Origin of the sequence: Limosilactobacillus equigenerosi DSM 18793 = JCM 14505 (assembly GCF_001311375.1) — a bacterium.
GTDB lineage: Bacteria > Bacillota > Bacilli > Lactobacillales > Lactobacillaceae > Limosilactobacillus > Limosilactobacillus equigenerosi.
The window spans coordinates 185,343-200,906 of record NZ_BBAS01000001.1 but is presented as its reverse complement, the minus strand read 5'-3'; the positions used below and the strand labels follow the sequence as shown (position 1 = coordinate 200,906).

Below are 15,564 nucleotides of genomic sequence, written 5' to 3'. Positions count from 1 at the left end.
TTAATGAAATCCACCGCATTAAAGGTACGTATCACGCTAAAAAAAGCACATGAAGACTACCTTGAAAAAGTATCACATCGAGGTCGAAAATCGATTCTTACCAGTGATATAAAGGATGATATCGAAAGTAAAATCAAGGACTCTCATTGGGCTCCCGAAACAGTTGCGGCTATGTCTAAGAGTAAATTTTGCTTCAAATCAATCTATAACTGGATTGATAATAACTTACTTGATATTCAGCTAGAAAACCTTCCAGATAAAGGAATTCGTAGAAGACGTGCAGCTGAAACCAGAGGGAAAGATACTCAACAAGGTAAGTATATTGAAGACCGCCCTGAAGATGATAATAAGCGGCTTGGTTTTGGCCATTTTGAGGGCGATATAGTTCTTTCAGGTAAGACTAAAGGACAAGCTTTAGGAACGTTTTTAGAGCGAATGAGTCGCCTCTATATTGTGACACGTTTAAGCGGCCGTAATAGTGCCGCCATGACGGAAGCTATCCTTGACCTAGCTGAAAAGTTAGGAACTAAAGGTATGAAGTCGATTACTGTAGACCATGGGAAGGAATTCTCTGGTTACAAGCAGCCCACGCTTACGCGCCACATGAACGTGGAGCTAACGAGAATCGTAACCGTGCTTTACGCCGCTTTATACCTAAGGGACGTCGGACGTCCAATTGAAGAAGCTAGTGATGAGGAACTAATGCGGATTAACTAGACAATGAATACGATGCCACTCAAGTGTTTAAACTGGCGAACACCACTTGAAGTCTTTATGGAGCATTACCGTTCATAATTTGTTCAATTTATTTCTTGCAATCTGCCTTCAAGAAGAACTATATTTAAGTTGTAAACAATATTTTTTTCGTCAAGATTAAGAGGTGTTTATTATGGAAAAACAAAAAGTTATCATTGTCGGAGCCTCACATGGTGGCCACCAAAGCGCACTTGAACTTTTAGACAAGTACGATAATGTTGATGTCACAATCTATGAAGCGGGTGATTTTGTCTCTTTCATGTCTTGTGGGATGCAGTTGTACTTGGAAGATAAGGCGACCGCTAAAGATGATGTGCGAAACTTCGCCCCTGCTGACCTTGAAGCTAAGGGAGGGCGAATTTTCAACAATCACCAAGTTACAAAGATTAACGCTGATAAGAAGACAGTAATCGTTAAAGACGTTTTAACTGACCAAGAAGAAGAGGTTTCCTACGATAAGTTAATTCTTAGTTCTGGGGTAACCCCTCAAACGCTACCTGTCCCAGGAAATGACCTTGAAAATATCTACCTCATGCGTGGATATGACTGGGCCGGCAAGATTAAATCTGCTTTGAACAATCCCGCTATCAAGAATGTTGCGGTGATTGGGGCCGGAAATATCGGGGTTGAAGCTGTCGAAGTCTTCGCCAATGCTGGGCGTAATGTCACGCTCTTAGATATGATTGACAAACCAATGGGCAATTATGTCAACGACGAATTGGCAGACCTTGTCGCAGCTGAACTTGAAAAGCACCATGTCACTCAGGTCTTAGGGGCTAAAATTGAAGCCTTTGAAGGGGATGGTAAGGTCACAGCTATAAAGACGGACAAGGGTCAAGTTGATACAGACTTAGTGATTGTCGCAGCCGGAGTTAAACCAAATACAAAATGGCTTGAGGGCACCGTTGATTTAACTGATCGGGGCTTTATCCAAACAGATGCTTACTTGCGCACTAATCTCCCTGATGTTTACGCAATTGGGGATGCTATCTTACCATGGTCTATCCCAGGTCAAGCTCACATGCCCGTCGCTTTGGCAACAACAGCACGCCGTGAAGCCATGTATCTTGCAAGTCACCTCTTTGAAAGTAAGCCATCCCGTCCATTTAAAGGAGTGGTGGGCTCTTCAGCCTTTGGTGTCTTTGACTTACACGGGGCTTCAGCAGGGTTAAACACCTTTTCTGCTGGAAGAATTGGCAAGAAGATTGCGACTTCATTTTATGAAGATTCCAAACGTCCGGCATACGTTCCAGAAAAAGACAATGCCAAAGTATACGTCAGCTTAACTTTTGACCCAGATAGTCACCAAATTTTAGGTGGGGCAGTCTTATCTAGTGATGATATCACCGCCCAAACCAATGTCTTATCACTAGCGATTGAACATAAATTAATCTTGGAAGATTTGGCTGAGGCCGACTTCTTCTTCCAACCAGGCTACGACCGTCAATGGAGTTTACTAAATTTGGCGGCACAACACGCCTTAGGCTGGGCAAGATTCTAAGATAAAGACCGAGGTACTTCATGTAATGTGAGGTGCCTTTTTTTGTCGTTTCACGCAAACGTTATCATAACAAAAATTCGTGACTATACATAAATTATAAGATAAGTTAATTATCCGTAAGTTTCTATATATCAAGGTTTATAAGAATAAATTATTTGAGATATAAATTGATTGATTGTCTGTTATATTAAAGGTGCCCAAGAAAGGAAGATTTTATGTTAAAAAGAGTATTAATAGCTTTAGCGGGAGTAGTGGCCTTTTGGGTGCTTTTAATAGGAGGAATCTACGCAGTGGGCAGATATCAACGTTATTAAATGGTCAAAATTGTGAAGAGTGAGGAAGCGCATAAGGCGTTTGATGAGTGTCTTGAAAGTTATAAACGAAATAAAGAGTATTTTCCGTACGCAGATAAAATGAAATCTTATAAGGTGGATTACAGCAGTATAAAAAAAGAATCCAATGTTTGGCACAGATGTCACCCTTATTGTAAATGATAATAAAGGTTGTGCGTGGTGCTAGTTGATTGGCAAGTCATAGAATCCTAAATTGTACATCAATAAAGAAACTTTAAATCTAGTTTGAAAACCTGTCAAAGAACGGGCGCGATTCTTTTCGATGTCATAATTACTGTTTAAAATCGAAAAACAACGCTCTATCTTACCTCTACAGCGAATTAAATCATAACTATTTTGCTCCTTTGCACCATTCATATTAGAGCGATATGGGGTCCAGAAATTATAGCCTAAATCCTTGGCATAAGCGACGTAGTCTTCACCAATATATCCCATATCCGCAAGGATATTCTTGCATGGACTTTCAGCGATTAGTTCAGGTGCTACCCTTACATCATGAATTGATGCTTTGGTGATACTGTAATTCAGAACTATACCTGTAGCTGATGTCATTACATGAGCTTTAAAACCGTAGAACTTTACGTTCTTTGTCGTGTTTTTACCGACATCTGCAATATCCTTGAAAATTTTTGTGGTGTACCGTCTATGTGACATTGATAAAGGCATCGGGAAGCTATCTATAATGGCAATGTCAGCTCCAGGTCCGCTAATTTCAACTAATCTGCGACGCATTATAGCAAGCACCGGTAAAGAGTTGACGAGAACGCCGATTAAAACGTGAACGGCTTAATAATGTCTTTTCTGGGAAAGACGTCCTAAATACCCGATAAAATTTACGTTGTGAATTAACACCAATTGCATTTTGGTAAAGCATGAGTGTCAATACCTCAGTATCGGAATTTAGTGCTAAATGACTGTTCTTACGAGATTTTAAGCTAGTGGGACATAGGTTGGCATACAAGGAACGAGCAATTTTCTCAAAATACTCAAAATTTCCTTGTAATGTCGCGTGTTTTTCTTTAAAATTTAAGTGGTTTAACATGGTATGTAACAACTCCTATAGTTTGGTCACTTAAGAGTTTACTCCATGTTAGACTTTTTGTTTTACAATTTTTAACTAGCACCATGCACTATAGTTAGGTTGAGTTAAACAAAAAAAACGCACCGAATTTTCGGTGCGTTTTTCTTATGCTTGTAAATATTTATAATATTTGGACGCCGTAATCATTTGATGATAAACGTTGGCGAGGTCTTGTTCCGTCCCCCGGAGTTCGTAATCGGCAATGAATGGGGCATCAAAAGCTTGAGCGTATTGGCGCGCGGTCAAACAGTATTGTTCATTAAAGTTTTTATTCCCGCTGCCAATCACACCCATCACGAGCTTGGCGTTATCACCATCATGGATGTATTCACCAAGCGCATTAGTCATGATTTCGGTCGTGCCGGAAGTAATCCCGTCGCCACCGTCTAAGTACGTGGGTACAAAGACGAAAAAGGGGGTGTCTTCGTGGGCTGGTAAGGTGGCATCAGAAATTTCTTTAATTGAAATGGTGGGCGCTTCATCCGGGTTAATGGTATGCATTTGGTCAGCGTAAGCGACTAACCGGTGCATAAAGGAGCGCGTGTTCCCGCTAATTGAAATATACAGACAAGTTAGATTTTTCATGGTAATCCTCCCAGTTAGGCATGTGTTATCGAATCAGTGATTCATTGTACGCTGTTAATAAGGAAATCCTGGCAAGAATTTGCGAGTCAATGATGAAATTACAAATTGGCATCCATTTTAAACGTCAACTTCGATAATTCAAGCCCGTGCATGATTAATTGCCCAATCAATTGATTTGTGCGCGTTTCAAGTTCACGGACGATGGTTTGATGGGCTTGATCAATAAGTTTCGTGGCTTGATCGGGATGTTCCATAACTTGTTGGGTAACTAAAGCGACTTGGGTATAGAGATATTGCCGGACTTCTTTTAAGTAATCGAGGTCAGCTTGTAAGAAGTCCCCGTAATGACTTTCGACCAGCATGGACAGTTCGCGATACATCCAGTAAGCACTCTTGGTATTGCGGTCGTAAGTCATTGGTGTGTGCCGATATGAGGCATCGATTTGTTCACCGTTACCAAAGAAGGGAACATAGGGGGTGAAAGTTGGGACCCCAATCGTCATCCACATAATTGGCGCCACGCTAGCGGGAACGTCAGCTCGGACTTGTAAGATGTGGGAATTTTGGGTCCGGTTTAAGGAAATCGGCCGGAATTGGCTCTTTTGGTGGTCAGTACCATTACCGAGGGGATCATAAACCGTGCCTTGGTAGTGGCTGCTCAAGACTGTTTGGACATCTTCAAGGTCAATTGATGCGTTGCTGGCAAAATGAATGGCAAATCAAAATCCAGTGGATCAAGGTCAACCGTTGGTGATAAAACGCGGTGGCCGTACCATTGCCGGGGCGTGTTGTAGTGTTGGTCAAAGGTCGTCGCCGTCCCAAAAATGTGGCGGAAATTCCACGTGTCTAAATCGGGGTTTAAGTGGTGGTGGGCGACGAATTCGCGGATGCCATCAGACCACATAAAGTTATCCGGATCATCAAAATCAACGGTTTGAATGGCAACCCGATTCCCGGTGACAGCATAACTATCGTCGGGGATCCGTTGGGCGACCCAGTGATGGCCGGTGACAATTTCCATATACCAAACGTCATTTTGATCAACGAAAATGACCCCATTTCCTTCGGCGGAACCATATTTCGCCACGAGCTCGCCAAGATATTGCACCCCTTCTTTGGCGCTGTGGATGAATGGTAAGACCATCGCGACAATGACATCTTCGTTAATCCCACTAGTTTCGTTCAATGGATCGTAGGCTAAGACTCGTTCGTTGGCGTAGACACTTTCGGTGGCGCTCATCCCAACATTAAATTCGTTAAAGCCGTTTTCATCGTAAACCCCTTCTTGTTGGAAGTTGACGTTGGGTACCCCTTGGTAACGGGCGCCATCAGCGGGCCGGTCGCCAACGAAGGCATTTAAATAAGAGTGCACTTGGTTGGGGTGGTCATGATAGGCGGGGTAAACGACGACGTGTTGCGGCGTTAATGGCTTGAAGGTGTCGTCGTTCCGGGCGGCCATCGTGGAGCCGTCAATTGTGGCCTTTTTACCAACTAACACGGTGGTACATGCTGATAATTTTTTTCATTTTAAGAACCTTCTTTAACTTTAATTTTTAAATAAATAGCAACAATAAAATAATAATAGCACTAATCCGTTAATGAGGCTGGCGAAGCATAAGAGCCAATTGACTAGGGGTATCCAACTATTGAGCCAGGTTTGGATTGCCACCGGGCCCCAAAGCCAGTTGCTAAGGGCCAGCGCAGCCCCAATGGTGATCACCGTGGCGATTAAGCCGGCCTTAGAATTTTGCCAATCAGCCAAACTTAAATCAAAGCCGCCCACGCTTAATTGAATGATTAACAAAATGGCGAGCAGATATTGCCACCACGGGGTGTGGTTGGCGATCACCAAATTTCCCGTGCCTAACGTGCTGATGAGCGTGTTATACCAACTGGGGGTTAGGAAACGGATGATGGCGACTAAACTACCGAGACAACCGATAATGGGGGCAACTCCAATCCAAAAATTGCCAATTGTTTGGTACCAACTCCGCTCATTCCAACGGTGGGCGACGTAGCCGAGTGCATTATCGGTCGGGTCATTCGGGTCGGGTCGGCGGAGCAACCGGACGCCGGTAAGCTGGTGATGGAACAGCAACGCCATGATGAGGTGGCTGAGTTCGTGGATGATAATCCCCAGGCCACCTAAGATAAATTGAGCTTGATAGCCAAAAAAATTGGACCGCCGCCATTTTACAGCGTTCACCTAACCAACTGACGAGCCACGCGAGCAAACTCGGCGTCAAGAGTCCCCAGATGATAATCGTGCCCCAGGGTGAGTGAATGAATTCCATCATTGCTTTTGTAAGGGCGCGAAATCAGCGTGGACTAAATTCGCCAGGTCAACCGGATTTAATTTGACCGAGCGACCGACTTGACCCGAGGACACAAAGATAAAGTCCATTGATTGGGCTTCTTGATCAATGTAGATAGGGTAGTGATGTTTTTCATAAATGCCCACCGGGGTGTTGGCACCGTGGACGTAGCCAGTCGTTTTCACGAGGTCTTTGAGTGGCACCATGTCGACTTTTTTTATTGCCAGAGACGCGGGCCAGTGCTTTTTCGTCTAAATGGCGATCAATTGGGACGACTCCAACGACTGGACCAGTGACATTCCCCGTTAAGACCAAGGTTTTATAAATTAAATGTTCGTCAATTCCTTGGTGATCCATGTGAAGATCCCGGGCGTTTTTGCTTGGACGGTTGCAAAACTGAATTGCTCGTAAGCGATGTTGTTTTATCTAAAATTTGTTCAACTTGGGTTTTCTTAATTCCTTTTTTTCTTCCCCATAAGATACTCCTTAATAAAGTGGTTCGTCCCAATTATTTAGTTGCCAATATCCAATTTTTAATTGGGTTGGTATAATGGATAACAGCAGATTAACAAATAAAGGAGGCGAACGCCAATGTCAGACTTAGTATACCGCACGATTATGAAGGATATAAAACAAAAGATCGTGGCTGGTCAATATCCCGCGATGCGGTTGCCTGACGAACGGAGTTTAAGCCGTGAGTATGAAGTCAGTCGAAGTTCGATTAAACGGGCGTTAGAAGTTTTAGCCCAACAAGGAATTATTTTTAAAAAGCGTGGTTCAGGGACCTTTATTAATCCCTTATACTTGCGCCAACAAGGAATGTTTAGCTACGAAGGGACTAATCTGGGAATTACCGATAGTTTTCAATTTGATGGCAAACAACAGCGGATTGAAGTGCAATCGCTGCAAGTTATCCCCGCGAGTGAAGATATTCAAATCGATTTATTTTTACGGCCGACCGACTTTGTGTATGAAATTAAACGGATTCGTTACATTGATGATCAACCATTCATGTTGGAAACGAGCTATATTCCGATTAAAATTGTGCCCACGATTTCACATGAAGTGGCGCAAGAATCAATTTTTAAACATATTGAAACGGCGTTGAAGAAACAAGTTACGCGGTCGTTTGTAAGTGTCTCAGTGGCCCCGTCAACGGCGACTGATCAAGCCTCGTTACAATTACAATCAACCGAACCAGTGGCCTTGTTAGATGGGGTCTTTTTCTTAGATGACGGCACGCCGTTTGAAGTTTCAAATATGCGGTTCCATTATCAGTATATGCGCTACAACACGTTTACGAATTTACAAGGAGATTAATTGATGATTGATGCAATTGCCGTTGATATGGACGGGACTTTTTTTAAATGAACACGGAACGTATGATCATGAGTGGTTTCAAGCCTTGTTACCACAACTAGAAGCGGCGGGGATTCAATTTGTCGTCGCGAGTGGCAATCCACATTACCAATTACGGCAACAATTTGCGGAAGTGGCTGATCGAATCATGATGGTGGCTGAAAATGGTGGTGAAATTGTCGTTCATGGTCAATTGGTTGATAGTGTTGCGATGCAGCCGGCTTCAGTGGCAGCCATTGATAAGCTTCGTCGCGAGGTTTACGCGCGGTTTTGGTTAATTTCAACGGTGGAGCAAGCCTACTTGATGGATGATGTTAGTGATGAAGTTTGGCAAGTTTTAACGAAACATTATTTGAATTTAAAGCGGATCGATGATTGGACCCAAATTACGGCGCCAATTGTGAAAATGCAACTTGACGTGATGCCAAATCAAGTCACGGCTGTGCAACAATTAATTCAAGCTCGCGTCCCGGAAATTACCGGCGTTTCTAGTGGGTACGGTAATTTAGATTTGATTGCGACTGGCTGTGATAAAGCGACCGGCTTGCAACGTCTGGCGGATGAAATGGGCTGGGATCCGAGTCAAGTGATGGCCTTTGGGGATGGGCAAAATGATGTCACGATGCTTAAGTGGGCTGGTTATAGTTATGCGATGGCGAATGGAATGAACGTCGCTAAACAAGTCGCTAAATTTAGCGCCCCGGCGAATACGGAACAAGGAGTCCGCCAAGTAATTGAACAATACTTAAAGCAAAATGCACCAAAATAAAAATTGGACCGTTCCAATGTTCAAAAAGGTTGACAATTATCAAAAAAATTAGTATGATTAAGGGTGTAAATTCTCGTAACTCAGGATTTACAATGCGTTTTTTTAAGTCAAACGTAGTAGTTACTTTATAAAAAGGAGATATATCTATGACTGTAGATTACGATTCCAAGCAATACTTGGAAAGCGTTGACGCTTTCTGGCGTGCAACGACTTACCTTTCTGCAGGTGCAATGTTCTTGATGGACAACCCATTGCTACGTCGGGAATTAAAGGCATCTGATGTTAAGCCAAAGCCAATTGGTCACTGGGGTACGATCGCACCTCAAAACTTCATTTACGCTCACTTAAACCGGGCAATCAAGAAGTACGACCTTAACATGTTCTACATCGAAGGTTCTGGTCACGGTGGTCAAGTTATGCAATACAACTCATACCTTGACGGTTCATACACTGAACTTTACCCAGAATTTACCCAAGATGAAAAGGGGATGGCTAAGTTATTCAAGCACTTCTCATTCCCAGGTGGTACGGCTTCTCACGCCGCTCCAGAAGTTCCAGGTTCACTTCACGAAGGTGGGGAACTTGGTTACGCCCTTTCACACGGGGTTGGTGCTATCTTAGATAACCCAGACTTAATCGCTGCCGTTGAAATCGGTGACGGTGAATTCGAAACGGGTCCTCTTCAAGCATCATGGTTCTCAAACAAGTTCATCAACCCAATCACTGATGGTGCGGTATTACCAATCCTTCAAGTTAACGGGTTCAAGATTTCTAACCCAACGATTGCGGCACGGATGAGCGACGAAGAACTTACGAAGTACTTCGAAGGTCTTGGCTGGAAGCCTCACTTCGTTTCAGCTTACAAGGTTGAAGACGATGCCTTCTCAGGTTACAAGGACATCATGGATGTTCACGAACAAATGGCTAAGGAACTTGATGCTTCTGTTGAAGAAATCAAGGCTATCCAAAAGAATGCTCGTGAAAACAACGATGAATCAATCCCTGCATGGCCAGTTATCATTGTTCGTGCACCTAAGGGTTGGTCTGGTCCAGCTAAGGATCTTGATGGTAACCCAATTGAAAACTCATTCCGGGCTCACCAAGTTCCACTTCCAGTTGCTCAAGACGACATGACGCACGCCGACATGTTAGTTGACTGGTTGAAGTCATACAAGCCAGAAGAATTATTCGACGAAAACGGGGCACCTACGGAATTAGTACTTGCTAACGCTACGCACGGTGCACAACGGATGGCTCTTAACCCTGCTACGAACGGTGGGGCTGACCAAAAGCCACTTGTTATGCCTAACGTTGATGACTTCGCTATCAAGTTTGACCAACCAGGGACGGTTAAGGCTCAAGACATGCTTGAATGGGGTAAGTACCTCTCCAAGATGATGGAATTGAACCCTAACAACTTCCGTGGATTTGGTCCTGACGAATCTAAGTCAAACCGTCTTTACTCTGTTCTTGACAACCAAAAGCGTCAATGGATGGACACGATTCACGAACCAGAAGATGAAGACTTAGCACCAAAGGGTCGTTTAATCGACTCACAACTTTCAGAACACCAAGCTGAAGGTTGGTTAGAAGGTTACACGTTGACTGGTCGTCACGGTTTCTTCGCTACTTACGAATCATTCGGTCGTGTCGTTGACTCAATGTTAACGCAACACATGAAGTGGATCCGTAAGGCTAAGGAACAATACTGGCGTAAGTCAATTCCTGCCTTGAACTTTGTTGATACTTCTACGGTATTCCAACAAGACCACAACGGTTACACGCACCAAGATCCAGGTCTGTTAACGCACCTCTTCGAAAAGGAACGTCCAGACATGATCAAGGAATACATCCCAGCAGATACGAACCAACTCTTGGCTGTATCTGACTTGGCATTCAATGACCAAGACGTTATCAACCTCTTCGTTACGTCTAAGCACCCACGTTACCAATGGTACTCAATGGATGAAGCTGCTACGATCGCTAAGAACGGGCTTGGCTACATCGAATGGGCATCTACGGACCAAGGTGAAGAACCAGATGTTGTTATGGCAGCTGCTGGTACGGAACCTAACGAAGAAACGTTGGCCGCTATTGACCTTCTTCACAACGCCTTCCCTGAATTGAAGATTCGCTTCATCAACGTTGTGCAACCACTTAAGTTGTTATCAACGTCACGGAACGCTGAAGGTCTTACGGACGAAGAATTCGACCGTTACTTCACGGCTGACAAGCCAGTTGTCTTCGCATGGCACGGATTCCAAGACATGCTTCAAAGTATCTTCTTCGACCGTCACAACCACAACTTAACGGTTCACGGTTACGAAGAAAACGGTGACATCACGTCAAGCTTTGATGTTCGTGTTATGAACCACATGGACCGGTTCGACATTGCTAAGACGGCAATTTCTAAGGTCGCTGGTTACGAAGAAAAGGCTACGGCATTTATCCAAGAAATGGATAACATGCTTGCTAAGCACACTGCTTACGTTCACGCTGAAGGTAAGGACTTACCTGAAGTTGTTAACTGGAAGTGGACTGGGCTTAAGTAATTACAATTGACTTAAAACACATTGTAATAATGTGAAAAGCGTCGCTCCCATTTTGGGAGCGGCGCTTTTTATATATGGGATAAAATATTTTTGAATTTTATATAATTACTTGTAAATTGAATGAAAGCGCTTTATAATTGTTAAATGGATAATATGATAATCGTTTATCATATCTTGAAGGAGGATTTAAAATGTCACAAGTTGTTAAAGGAATTGCTGCGAGCGATGGGATTGGAATTGCCCCAGCTTACCTATTAGTTGATCCTGATCTTTCATATGAAAAGAAGACGATTGACGACCCCGCTGCGGAATACGCCCGCGTTGAAGCTGCGTTTGAAAAGTCAATTAAGCAATTAGAAACGATCAAGGAAAATGCAGCTAGCCGCCTAGGCGCGGAAGAATTAGCCGTGTTCGATGCGCACATTACGATTCTTTCTGACCCTGAAATGATGGGGCAAATTAAGGACAGCATTGAAACAAACAAGGTGAGTGCCGAAGAAGCCGTTGATACCGTTACGACAATGTTCTCTGACATGTTAGCGTCAATGGACAACGAATACATGAAGGAACGGGCGGCTGACGTTAAGGACGTGGCTAAGCGGGCCATGAGTAACTTAATGGGTAAAGAACTTCCTAACATTGCTGGAATCGATCATCCAGTTATTATTGTGGCACATGAAATTACCCCATCTGATACTTCCCAAATGGATGCTAAGTTCGTCAAGGGGATGATTACGGACCTTGGTGGCCGGACGAGTCACGCTGCGATTATGTCGCGGACGTTACGGATTCCAGCCATTGTTGGTTCCCAAACGATTACGACGGACGCTAAGGACGGCGAAATGATGGTCGTTGATGGGCTCAACGGGGATGCTGTCTTGAATCCAAGTGAAGAAGAAGTTGCGAAGTACGAACAAGCGGCGGCTGATTACGAAAAGCAATTAGCTGAATGGGCTAAGTTAGTTGATGCACCATCCGTTTCTAAGGATGGGAAGGAATTTGAAATTGCTGCGAACATCGGGACACCAGATGACGTGGAAGATGCAACCAAGCAAGGTGCTGATGGGGTTGGTTTATTCCGGTCCGAATTCCTTTACATGAGTGGTGATCACTTCCCATCAGAAGATGAACAATTTGAAGCTTACAAGAAGGCCGTTGAAGGCATGAATGGTAAGCCAGTGGTGGTACGGACGATGGATATTGGTGGTGACAAGCCACTTGACTACATGCCATTGCCAGAAGAATTGAACCCATTCTTAGGTTACCGGGCAATCCGGATTTGCTTGCAACAACCTGATATGTTCAAGACGCAATTACGGGCTTTAGTCCGGGCTTCTGAATTTGGTCCAATCCAAATCATGTTCCCAATGATTGCGACGGTGGCTGAATTACGGGCTGCCAAGAAGATTTACGAAGAAGCTAAGGCGGAAGTGCAAGCAACGCACCCTGGCTTAGGTGATAACGTGAAGATTGGGATGATGATCGAAGTTCCATTAGCAGCCGTTAATGCGGACGCTTTGGCGAAGGAAGTTGACTTCTTTAGTATTGGGACGAACGACTTGATTCAATACTTCTTTGCTGCTGACCGGGGGAATGAATCAGTTTCATACCTTTACCAACCATTGAACCCCGCTTTATTGAGTGTGATTAAGCATGTCATTGAAGCAGCTCACCGTCACGATACGAAGGCAGCGATGTGTGGTGAAATGGCCGGGGATGAACTTGCTTTACCATTACTGATGGGGATGGGCTTAGATGAATACTCCATGAGCGCCACGTCAATCTTACGGACGCGGAGTATGATGAGCAAGCTTGACACGAAGGAATGTGCTGAATTAGTTGAAGAAGCAATCAACCTTTCCACGGCGGAAGAAGTTGCCGAATTAGTTAAGTCCCGGCTTAACAAGTAATTAAATATGTGTGCTCGAAATGGATCTACGTGCTGGGTAGATCCATTTTTTTAACTACCAAGGAGGAAATTGTGATGGATAAGCTTTCGCAATTGAAATTTAAGGAAGGACTAGACACTTATTTGCATCAAGTTGTCGATGATAAGAAATTATTAGAAGTAACCTTGTCAGATCATCATGCTTCGGTGGTAATAATGGACAAAGCTGAATTTGATAGTTGGAAGGAGACCGTATACATTATGTCTAATCCAGAACTAGTTGCAAAAATTCAACGAGGGAAGAAGCAAATTGAAACAGGTCAGGGGCAGGTTCATGAATTGATTGAAATAGACGATTAAAATGCTTTGTGAAAAAGAAATCTGTTTCAATATGATAATATAGTAATAAATAATTATTAAAGAGAGTAGGAGATACGATGACGTTAAAAGATGATGCGTATCGTTATATTAAACAAGAAATTATTTTAAATCATTTTCATCCTCAACAAGTTATTTCAGAAAATCAAATTGCTGATGATTTATCGATGAGTCGGACCCCGGTTCGCGAAGCCCTAAAGCAATTAGGGGCTGATGGGTTAGTAATTTTACATGGGCGCGAAAATATTGTTGCTCCCATTACGGATGAGATGATTGATGAAGTCCGTGAATTACGTACCTTATTAGAAAAATACGCGTTAACGAAGACGATTTCGTTAATTCCAGCGGTTAAATTAGATGAACTAGCCGCGGAATTTAAACAAGCAGCTAAGGTTGAGAGCTGGGAAGAATATTTGGCAGTTGATACTAAATTTCATACCTTAATTACGCACTTAAAGGGTCACGAACGGTTGCAGCAATTTTTAAAGATTTTACAAGGGCAAACAGATCGGATTCAACGGTTGAGTGCTTACGATGCAACACGGATGGAAAATTCACTACAAGAGCATCTAAGGTTGATTGACTTAATCAAAGCGCATGATTTGACCCAGGCTGAAATTGAGCTTGAATCTCATTTACATCATGTTTATCATACGGCGCATCAGGCATTGAATTATTTTGAATAAACTAAATAGGATTATTCGGTAACTCCGGATAATCTTTTTTTGTGAAATTGATTTTAACCTCAAGTTAAATCAGGTAGCTAGGCAAAAAAATTGTGAAATATTGAATTAATTCAGTCGTAAGGGGTTGTATTTTTCTGAATTTGCGTTAGTATACTATTTGTATACAAGTCCAATGCATTGATGCAAAAGCATAAAATATTGTTGAGCAAAAAGATCTACTTTGCTCAATATTATACAAATTGGAGGATCAAGTGTCATGAAGATTGGTGATGCTATTATGCAAACCTTTACTAATCCAAGTATCGTAAGTGCGATTACTTCAACGGTATTAATTATCTTATTAGGGTTTTATTTACGGAAAAAAAGGAACCTTTGGCCCTGACTTCGGAAAAGTTTTAACAAAGGTCGTTTTATCAGTCGCAATTGCTGCGTTGTCATTTAATTCCTTTATGCAACCAATTAACCAAAAGTCATTACATCAAGGGCTTGGTATTTTGGTATGGGGATTTGTGATTTACATTATTTTGATTTTTGTTGCTCCCTTGTTGTACAGTCGGAAAGATATGGACAAGCGGGAAGTAATGGGAATTTTAACGACCTTTGGTTCAACGACGTTCTTCGGGATTCCAATTGTGGGCGCTATTTATGGGACTGAAGGGGTCTTGTACAGCTCAATTTTTAATATCGGGTACCGGATTTTCTTATACTCATACGCTTACATTAAGATGACCGGTTTGAAGATGGAAAAGGAAAACATTAAGAAGATGTTTTTAAATCCGATTGTGATTTCTACGTTAGTTGGATTTGTACTTTGGATTGCCCAAACAGCGATGCCACAAGTAACAGTGCCAGAATTAAAAGCCGGAGTTGCTACCGGGGCAACAACAACGGTAGCTTTCTATCGGATTGATCAAACGGCGTTGTGGTTGTGGAAACCATTAAACTACTTAGCATCACTAGCTTCCCCATTAGCTTGGTTGGCAATTGGGTGTACGTTAGGTTCAATTTCCTTGAAAGAAGCTATTTCGAACAAGCTAGCTTGGTATTACTCATTTAATAAGGTTGTGTTAGTACCATTATTTAACTTAGTAGTATTATTAGTTTTAAGTGCTACGCATGTGATGCCATTGAATTATGCGGCAATTGCGACGGTGGTAATCATGATGGCAACGCCAACGGCAACGGTAGCAGCAGCTTATGCGATTAGTTATGATCGTGAAGCAGTCTTAACGTCTAACTCATCACTGATTTCAACGGTTTCAGCGGTGGTGATGATGCCAATTTGGATTGCAATTTTGAGTATTTTAAACTCAGCAGGAATTTTCCACTAGAATAGTTTAG

General features: G+C 42.9%; 12 protein-coding genes and 3 pseudogenes. 9 read left to right on the top strand and 6 right to left on the bottom strand.

Annotation, left to right across the window (positions count from 1 at the left end; translation table 11 throughout):
• Positions 1-3: 3 nt before the first annotated feature.
• Both JCM14505_RS01030 and JCM14505_RS01025 read left to right on the top strand, forming a co-directional pair.
• Positions 4-717, top strand: a complete 714-nt coding sequence (locus tag JCM14505_RS01030; RefSeq protein ID WP_225352200.1) for an IS30 family transposase — start codon at positions 4-6, stop codon at positions 715-717.
• 172 nt (positions 718-889) lie between these two features.
• Positions 890-2,257: an NAD(P)/FAD-dependent oxidoreductase gene (locus JCM14505_RS01025; protein WP_054652252.1), complete on the top strand. Its 1,368-nt coding sequence runs from the start codon at positions 890-892 to the stop codon at positions 2,255-2,257.
• A 515-nt stretch (positions 2,258-2,772) separates the two neighbouring features.
• Here the strand turns inward: JCM14505_RS01025 and JCM14505_RS01015 are convergent.
• From JCM14505_RS01015 to JCM14505_RS00995, 6 genes and pseudogenes are all read right to left on the bottom strand, one after another.
• Positions 2,773-3,342 (bottom strand): IS982 family transposase, encoded by a 570-nt coding sequence (locus tag JCM14505_RS01015; protein ID WP_054652248.1) that lies wholly within the window; start codon positions 3,340-3,342, stop codon positions 2,773-2,775.
• Positions 3,323-3,652, bottom strand: coding sequence for a hypothetical protein (locus tag JCM14505_RS09085; RefSeq protein ID WP_156402529.1), 330 nt, complete (start codon positions 3,650-3,652; stop codon positions 3,323-3,325). Before JCM14505_RS09085 ends, JCM14505_RS01015 begins: the two co-directional genes overlap by 20 nt.
• 144 nt (positions 3,653-3,796) lie before the next feature.
• Positions 3,797-4,276 (bottom strand): class Ib ribonucleoside-diphosphate reductase assembly flavoprotein NrdI, encoded by a 480-nt coding sequence (gene nrdI, locus JCM14505_RS01010; protein ID WP_054652246.1) that lies wholly within the window; start codon positions 4,274-4,276, stop codon positions 3,797-3,799.
• A 98-nt stretch (positions 4,277-4,374) separates the two neighbouring features.
• A pseudogene (locus tag JCM14505_RS01005) lies at positions 4,375-5,735 on the bottom strand (C69 family dipeptidase).
• Between the two features lie 87 nt (positions 5,736-5,822).
• Positions 5,823-6,482: a hypothetical protein gene (locus JCM14505_RS01000; RefSeq protein ID WP_054652244.1), complete on the bottom strand. Its 660-nt coding sequence runs from the start codon at positions 6,480-6,482 to the stop codon at positions 5,823-5,825.
• Between the two features lie 87 nt (positions 6,483-6,569).
• Positions 6,570-7,072: pseudogene (locus tag JCM14505_RS00995) on the bottom strand (aminoacyl-tRNA deacylase).
• Between the two features lie 110 nt (positions 7,073-7,182).
• Between JCM14505_RS00995 and JCM14505_RS00990 the strand changes: the two are divergent.
• From JCM14505_RS00990 to JCM14505_RS00960, 7 genes and pseudogenes are all read left to right on the top strand, one after another.
• Positions 7,183-7,911 carry a GntR family transcriptional regulator gene (locus JCM14505_RS00990; protein ID WP_054652242.1) on the top strand — a complete coding sequence of 243 codons (729 nt, stop codon included), beginning with the start codon at positions 7,183-7,185 and terminating at the stop codon, positions 7,909-7,911.
• A 10-nt stretch (positions 7,912-7,921) separates the two neighbouring features.
• Entirely contained in the window at positions 7,922-8,719 is a 798-nt protein-coding gene (locus tag JCM14505_RS00985) for a Cof-type HAD-IIB family hydrolase (RefSeq protein WP_054652240.1), read from the top strand.
• A 146-nt stretch (positions 8,720-8,865) separates the two neighbouring features.
• Positions 8,866-11,271, top strand: a complete 2,406-nt coding sequence (locus JCM14505_RS00980) for a phosphoketolase family protein (RefSeq protein WP_054652238.1) — start codon at positions 8,866-8,868, stop codon at positions 11,269-11,271.
• A 191-nt stretch (positions 11,272-11,462) separates the two neighbouring features.
• Positions 11,463-13,181 carry a phosphoenolpyruvate--protein phosphotransferase gene (gene ptsP / locus JCM14505_RS00975; protein ID WP_054652236.1) on the top strand — a complete coding sequence of 573 codons (1,719 nt, stop codon included), beginning with the start codon at positions 11,463-11,465 and terminating at the stop codon, positions 13,179-13,181.
• Positions 13,182-13,255: 74 nt separating this feature from the next.
• The gene (locus tag JCM14505_RS00970) at positions 13,256-13,519 is read left to right on the top strand and encodes a type II toxin-antitoxin system Phd/YefM family antitoxin (protein WP_054652234.1); all 264 of its coding nucleotides are present in this window, start codon (positions 13,256-13,258) and stop codon (positions 13,517-13,519) included.
• Positions 13,520-13,596: 77 nt separating this feature from the next.
• Entirely contained in the window at positions 13,597-14,223 is a 627-nt protein-coding gene (locus JCM14505_RS00965) for a GntR family transcriptional regulator (RefSeq protein WP_054652232.1), read from the top strand.
• 256 nt (positions 14,224-14,479) lie between these two features.
• A pseudogene (locus JCM14505_RS00960) lies at positions 14,480-15,554 on the top strand (AEC family transporter).
• Positions 15,555-15,564: the final 10 nt, after the last annotated feature.

What these genes read in the sequence shown, in the direction of transcription:
- JCM14505_RS00985 (WP_054652240.1), top strand. Translation starts at nt 7,922, where the DNA reads ATGCAATTGCCGTTGATATGGACGGGACTTTTTTTAAATGAACACGGA.
- JCM14505_RS01030 (WP_225352200.1), top strand. Translation starts at nt 4, where the DNA reads ATGAAATCCACCGCATTAAAGGTACGTATCACGCTAAAAAAAGCACAT.
- JCM14505_RS00965 (WP_054652232.1), top strand. Translation starts at nt 13,597, where the DNA reads ATGACGTTAAAAGATGATGCGTATCGTTATATTAAACAAGAAATTATT.
- JCM14505_RS01015 (WP_054652248.1), bottom strand. Translation starts at nt 3,342, where the DNA reads ATGCGTCGCAGATTAGTTGAAATTAGCGGACCTGGAGCTGACATTGCC.
- nrdI (WP_054652246.1), bottom strand. Translation starts at nt 4,276, where the DNA reads ATGAAAAATCTAACTTGTCTGTATATTTCAATTAGCGGGAACACGCGC.
- JCM14505_RS01025 (WP_054652252.1), top strand. Translation starts at nt 890, where the DNA reads ATGGAAAAACAAAAAGTTATCATTGTCGGAGCCTCACATGGTGGCCAC.
- JCM14505_RS09085 (WP_156402529.1), bottom strand. Translation starts at nt 3,652, where the DNA reads ATGTTAAACCACTTAAATTTTAAAGAAAAACACGCGACATTACAAGGA.
- JCM14505_RS00990 (WP_054652242.1), top strand. Translation starts at nt 7,183, where the DNA reads ATGTCAGACTTAGTATACCGCACGATTATGAAGGATATAAAACAAAAG.
- JCM14505_RS00980 (WP_054652238.1), top strand. Translation starts at nt 8,866, where the DNA reads ATGACTGTAGATTACGATTCCAAGCAATACTTGGAAAGCGTTGACGCT.
- ptsP (WP_054652236.1), top strand. Translation starts at nt 11,463, where the DNA reads ATGTCACAAGTTGTTAAAGGAATTGCTGCGAGCGATGGGATTGGAATT.
- JCM14505_RS00970 (WP_054652234.1), top strand. Translation starts at nt 13,256, where the DNA reads ATGGATAAGCTTTCGCAATTGAAATTTAAGGAAGGACTAGACACTTAT.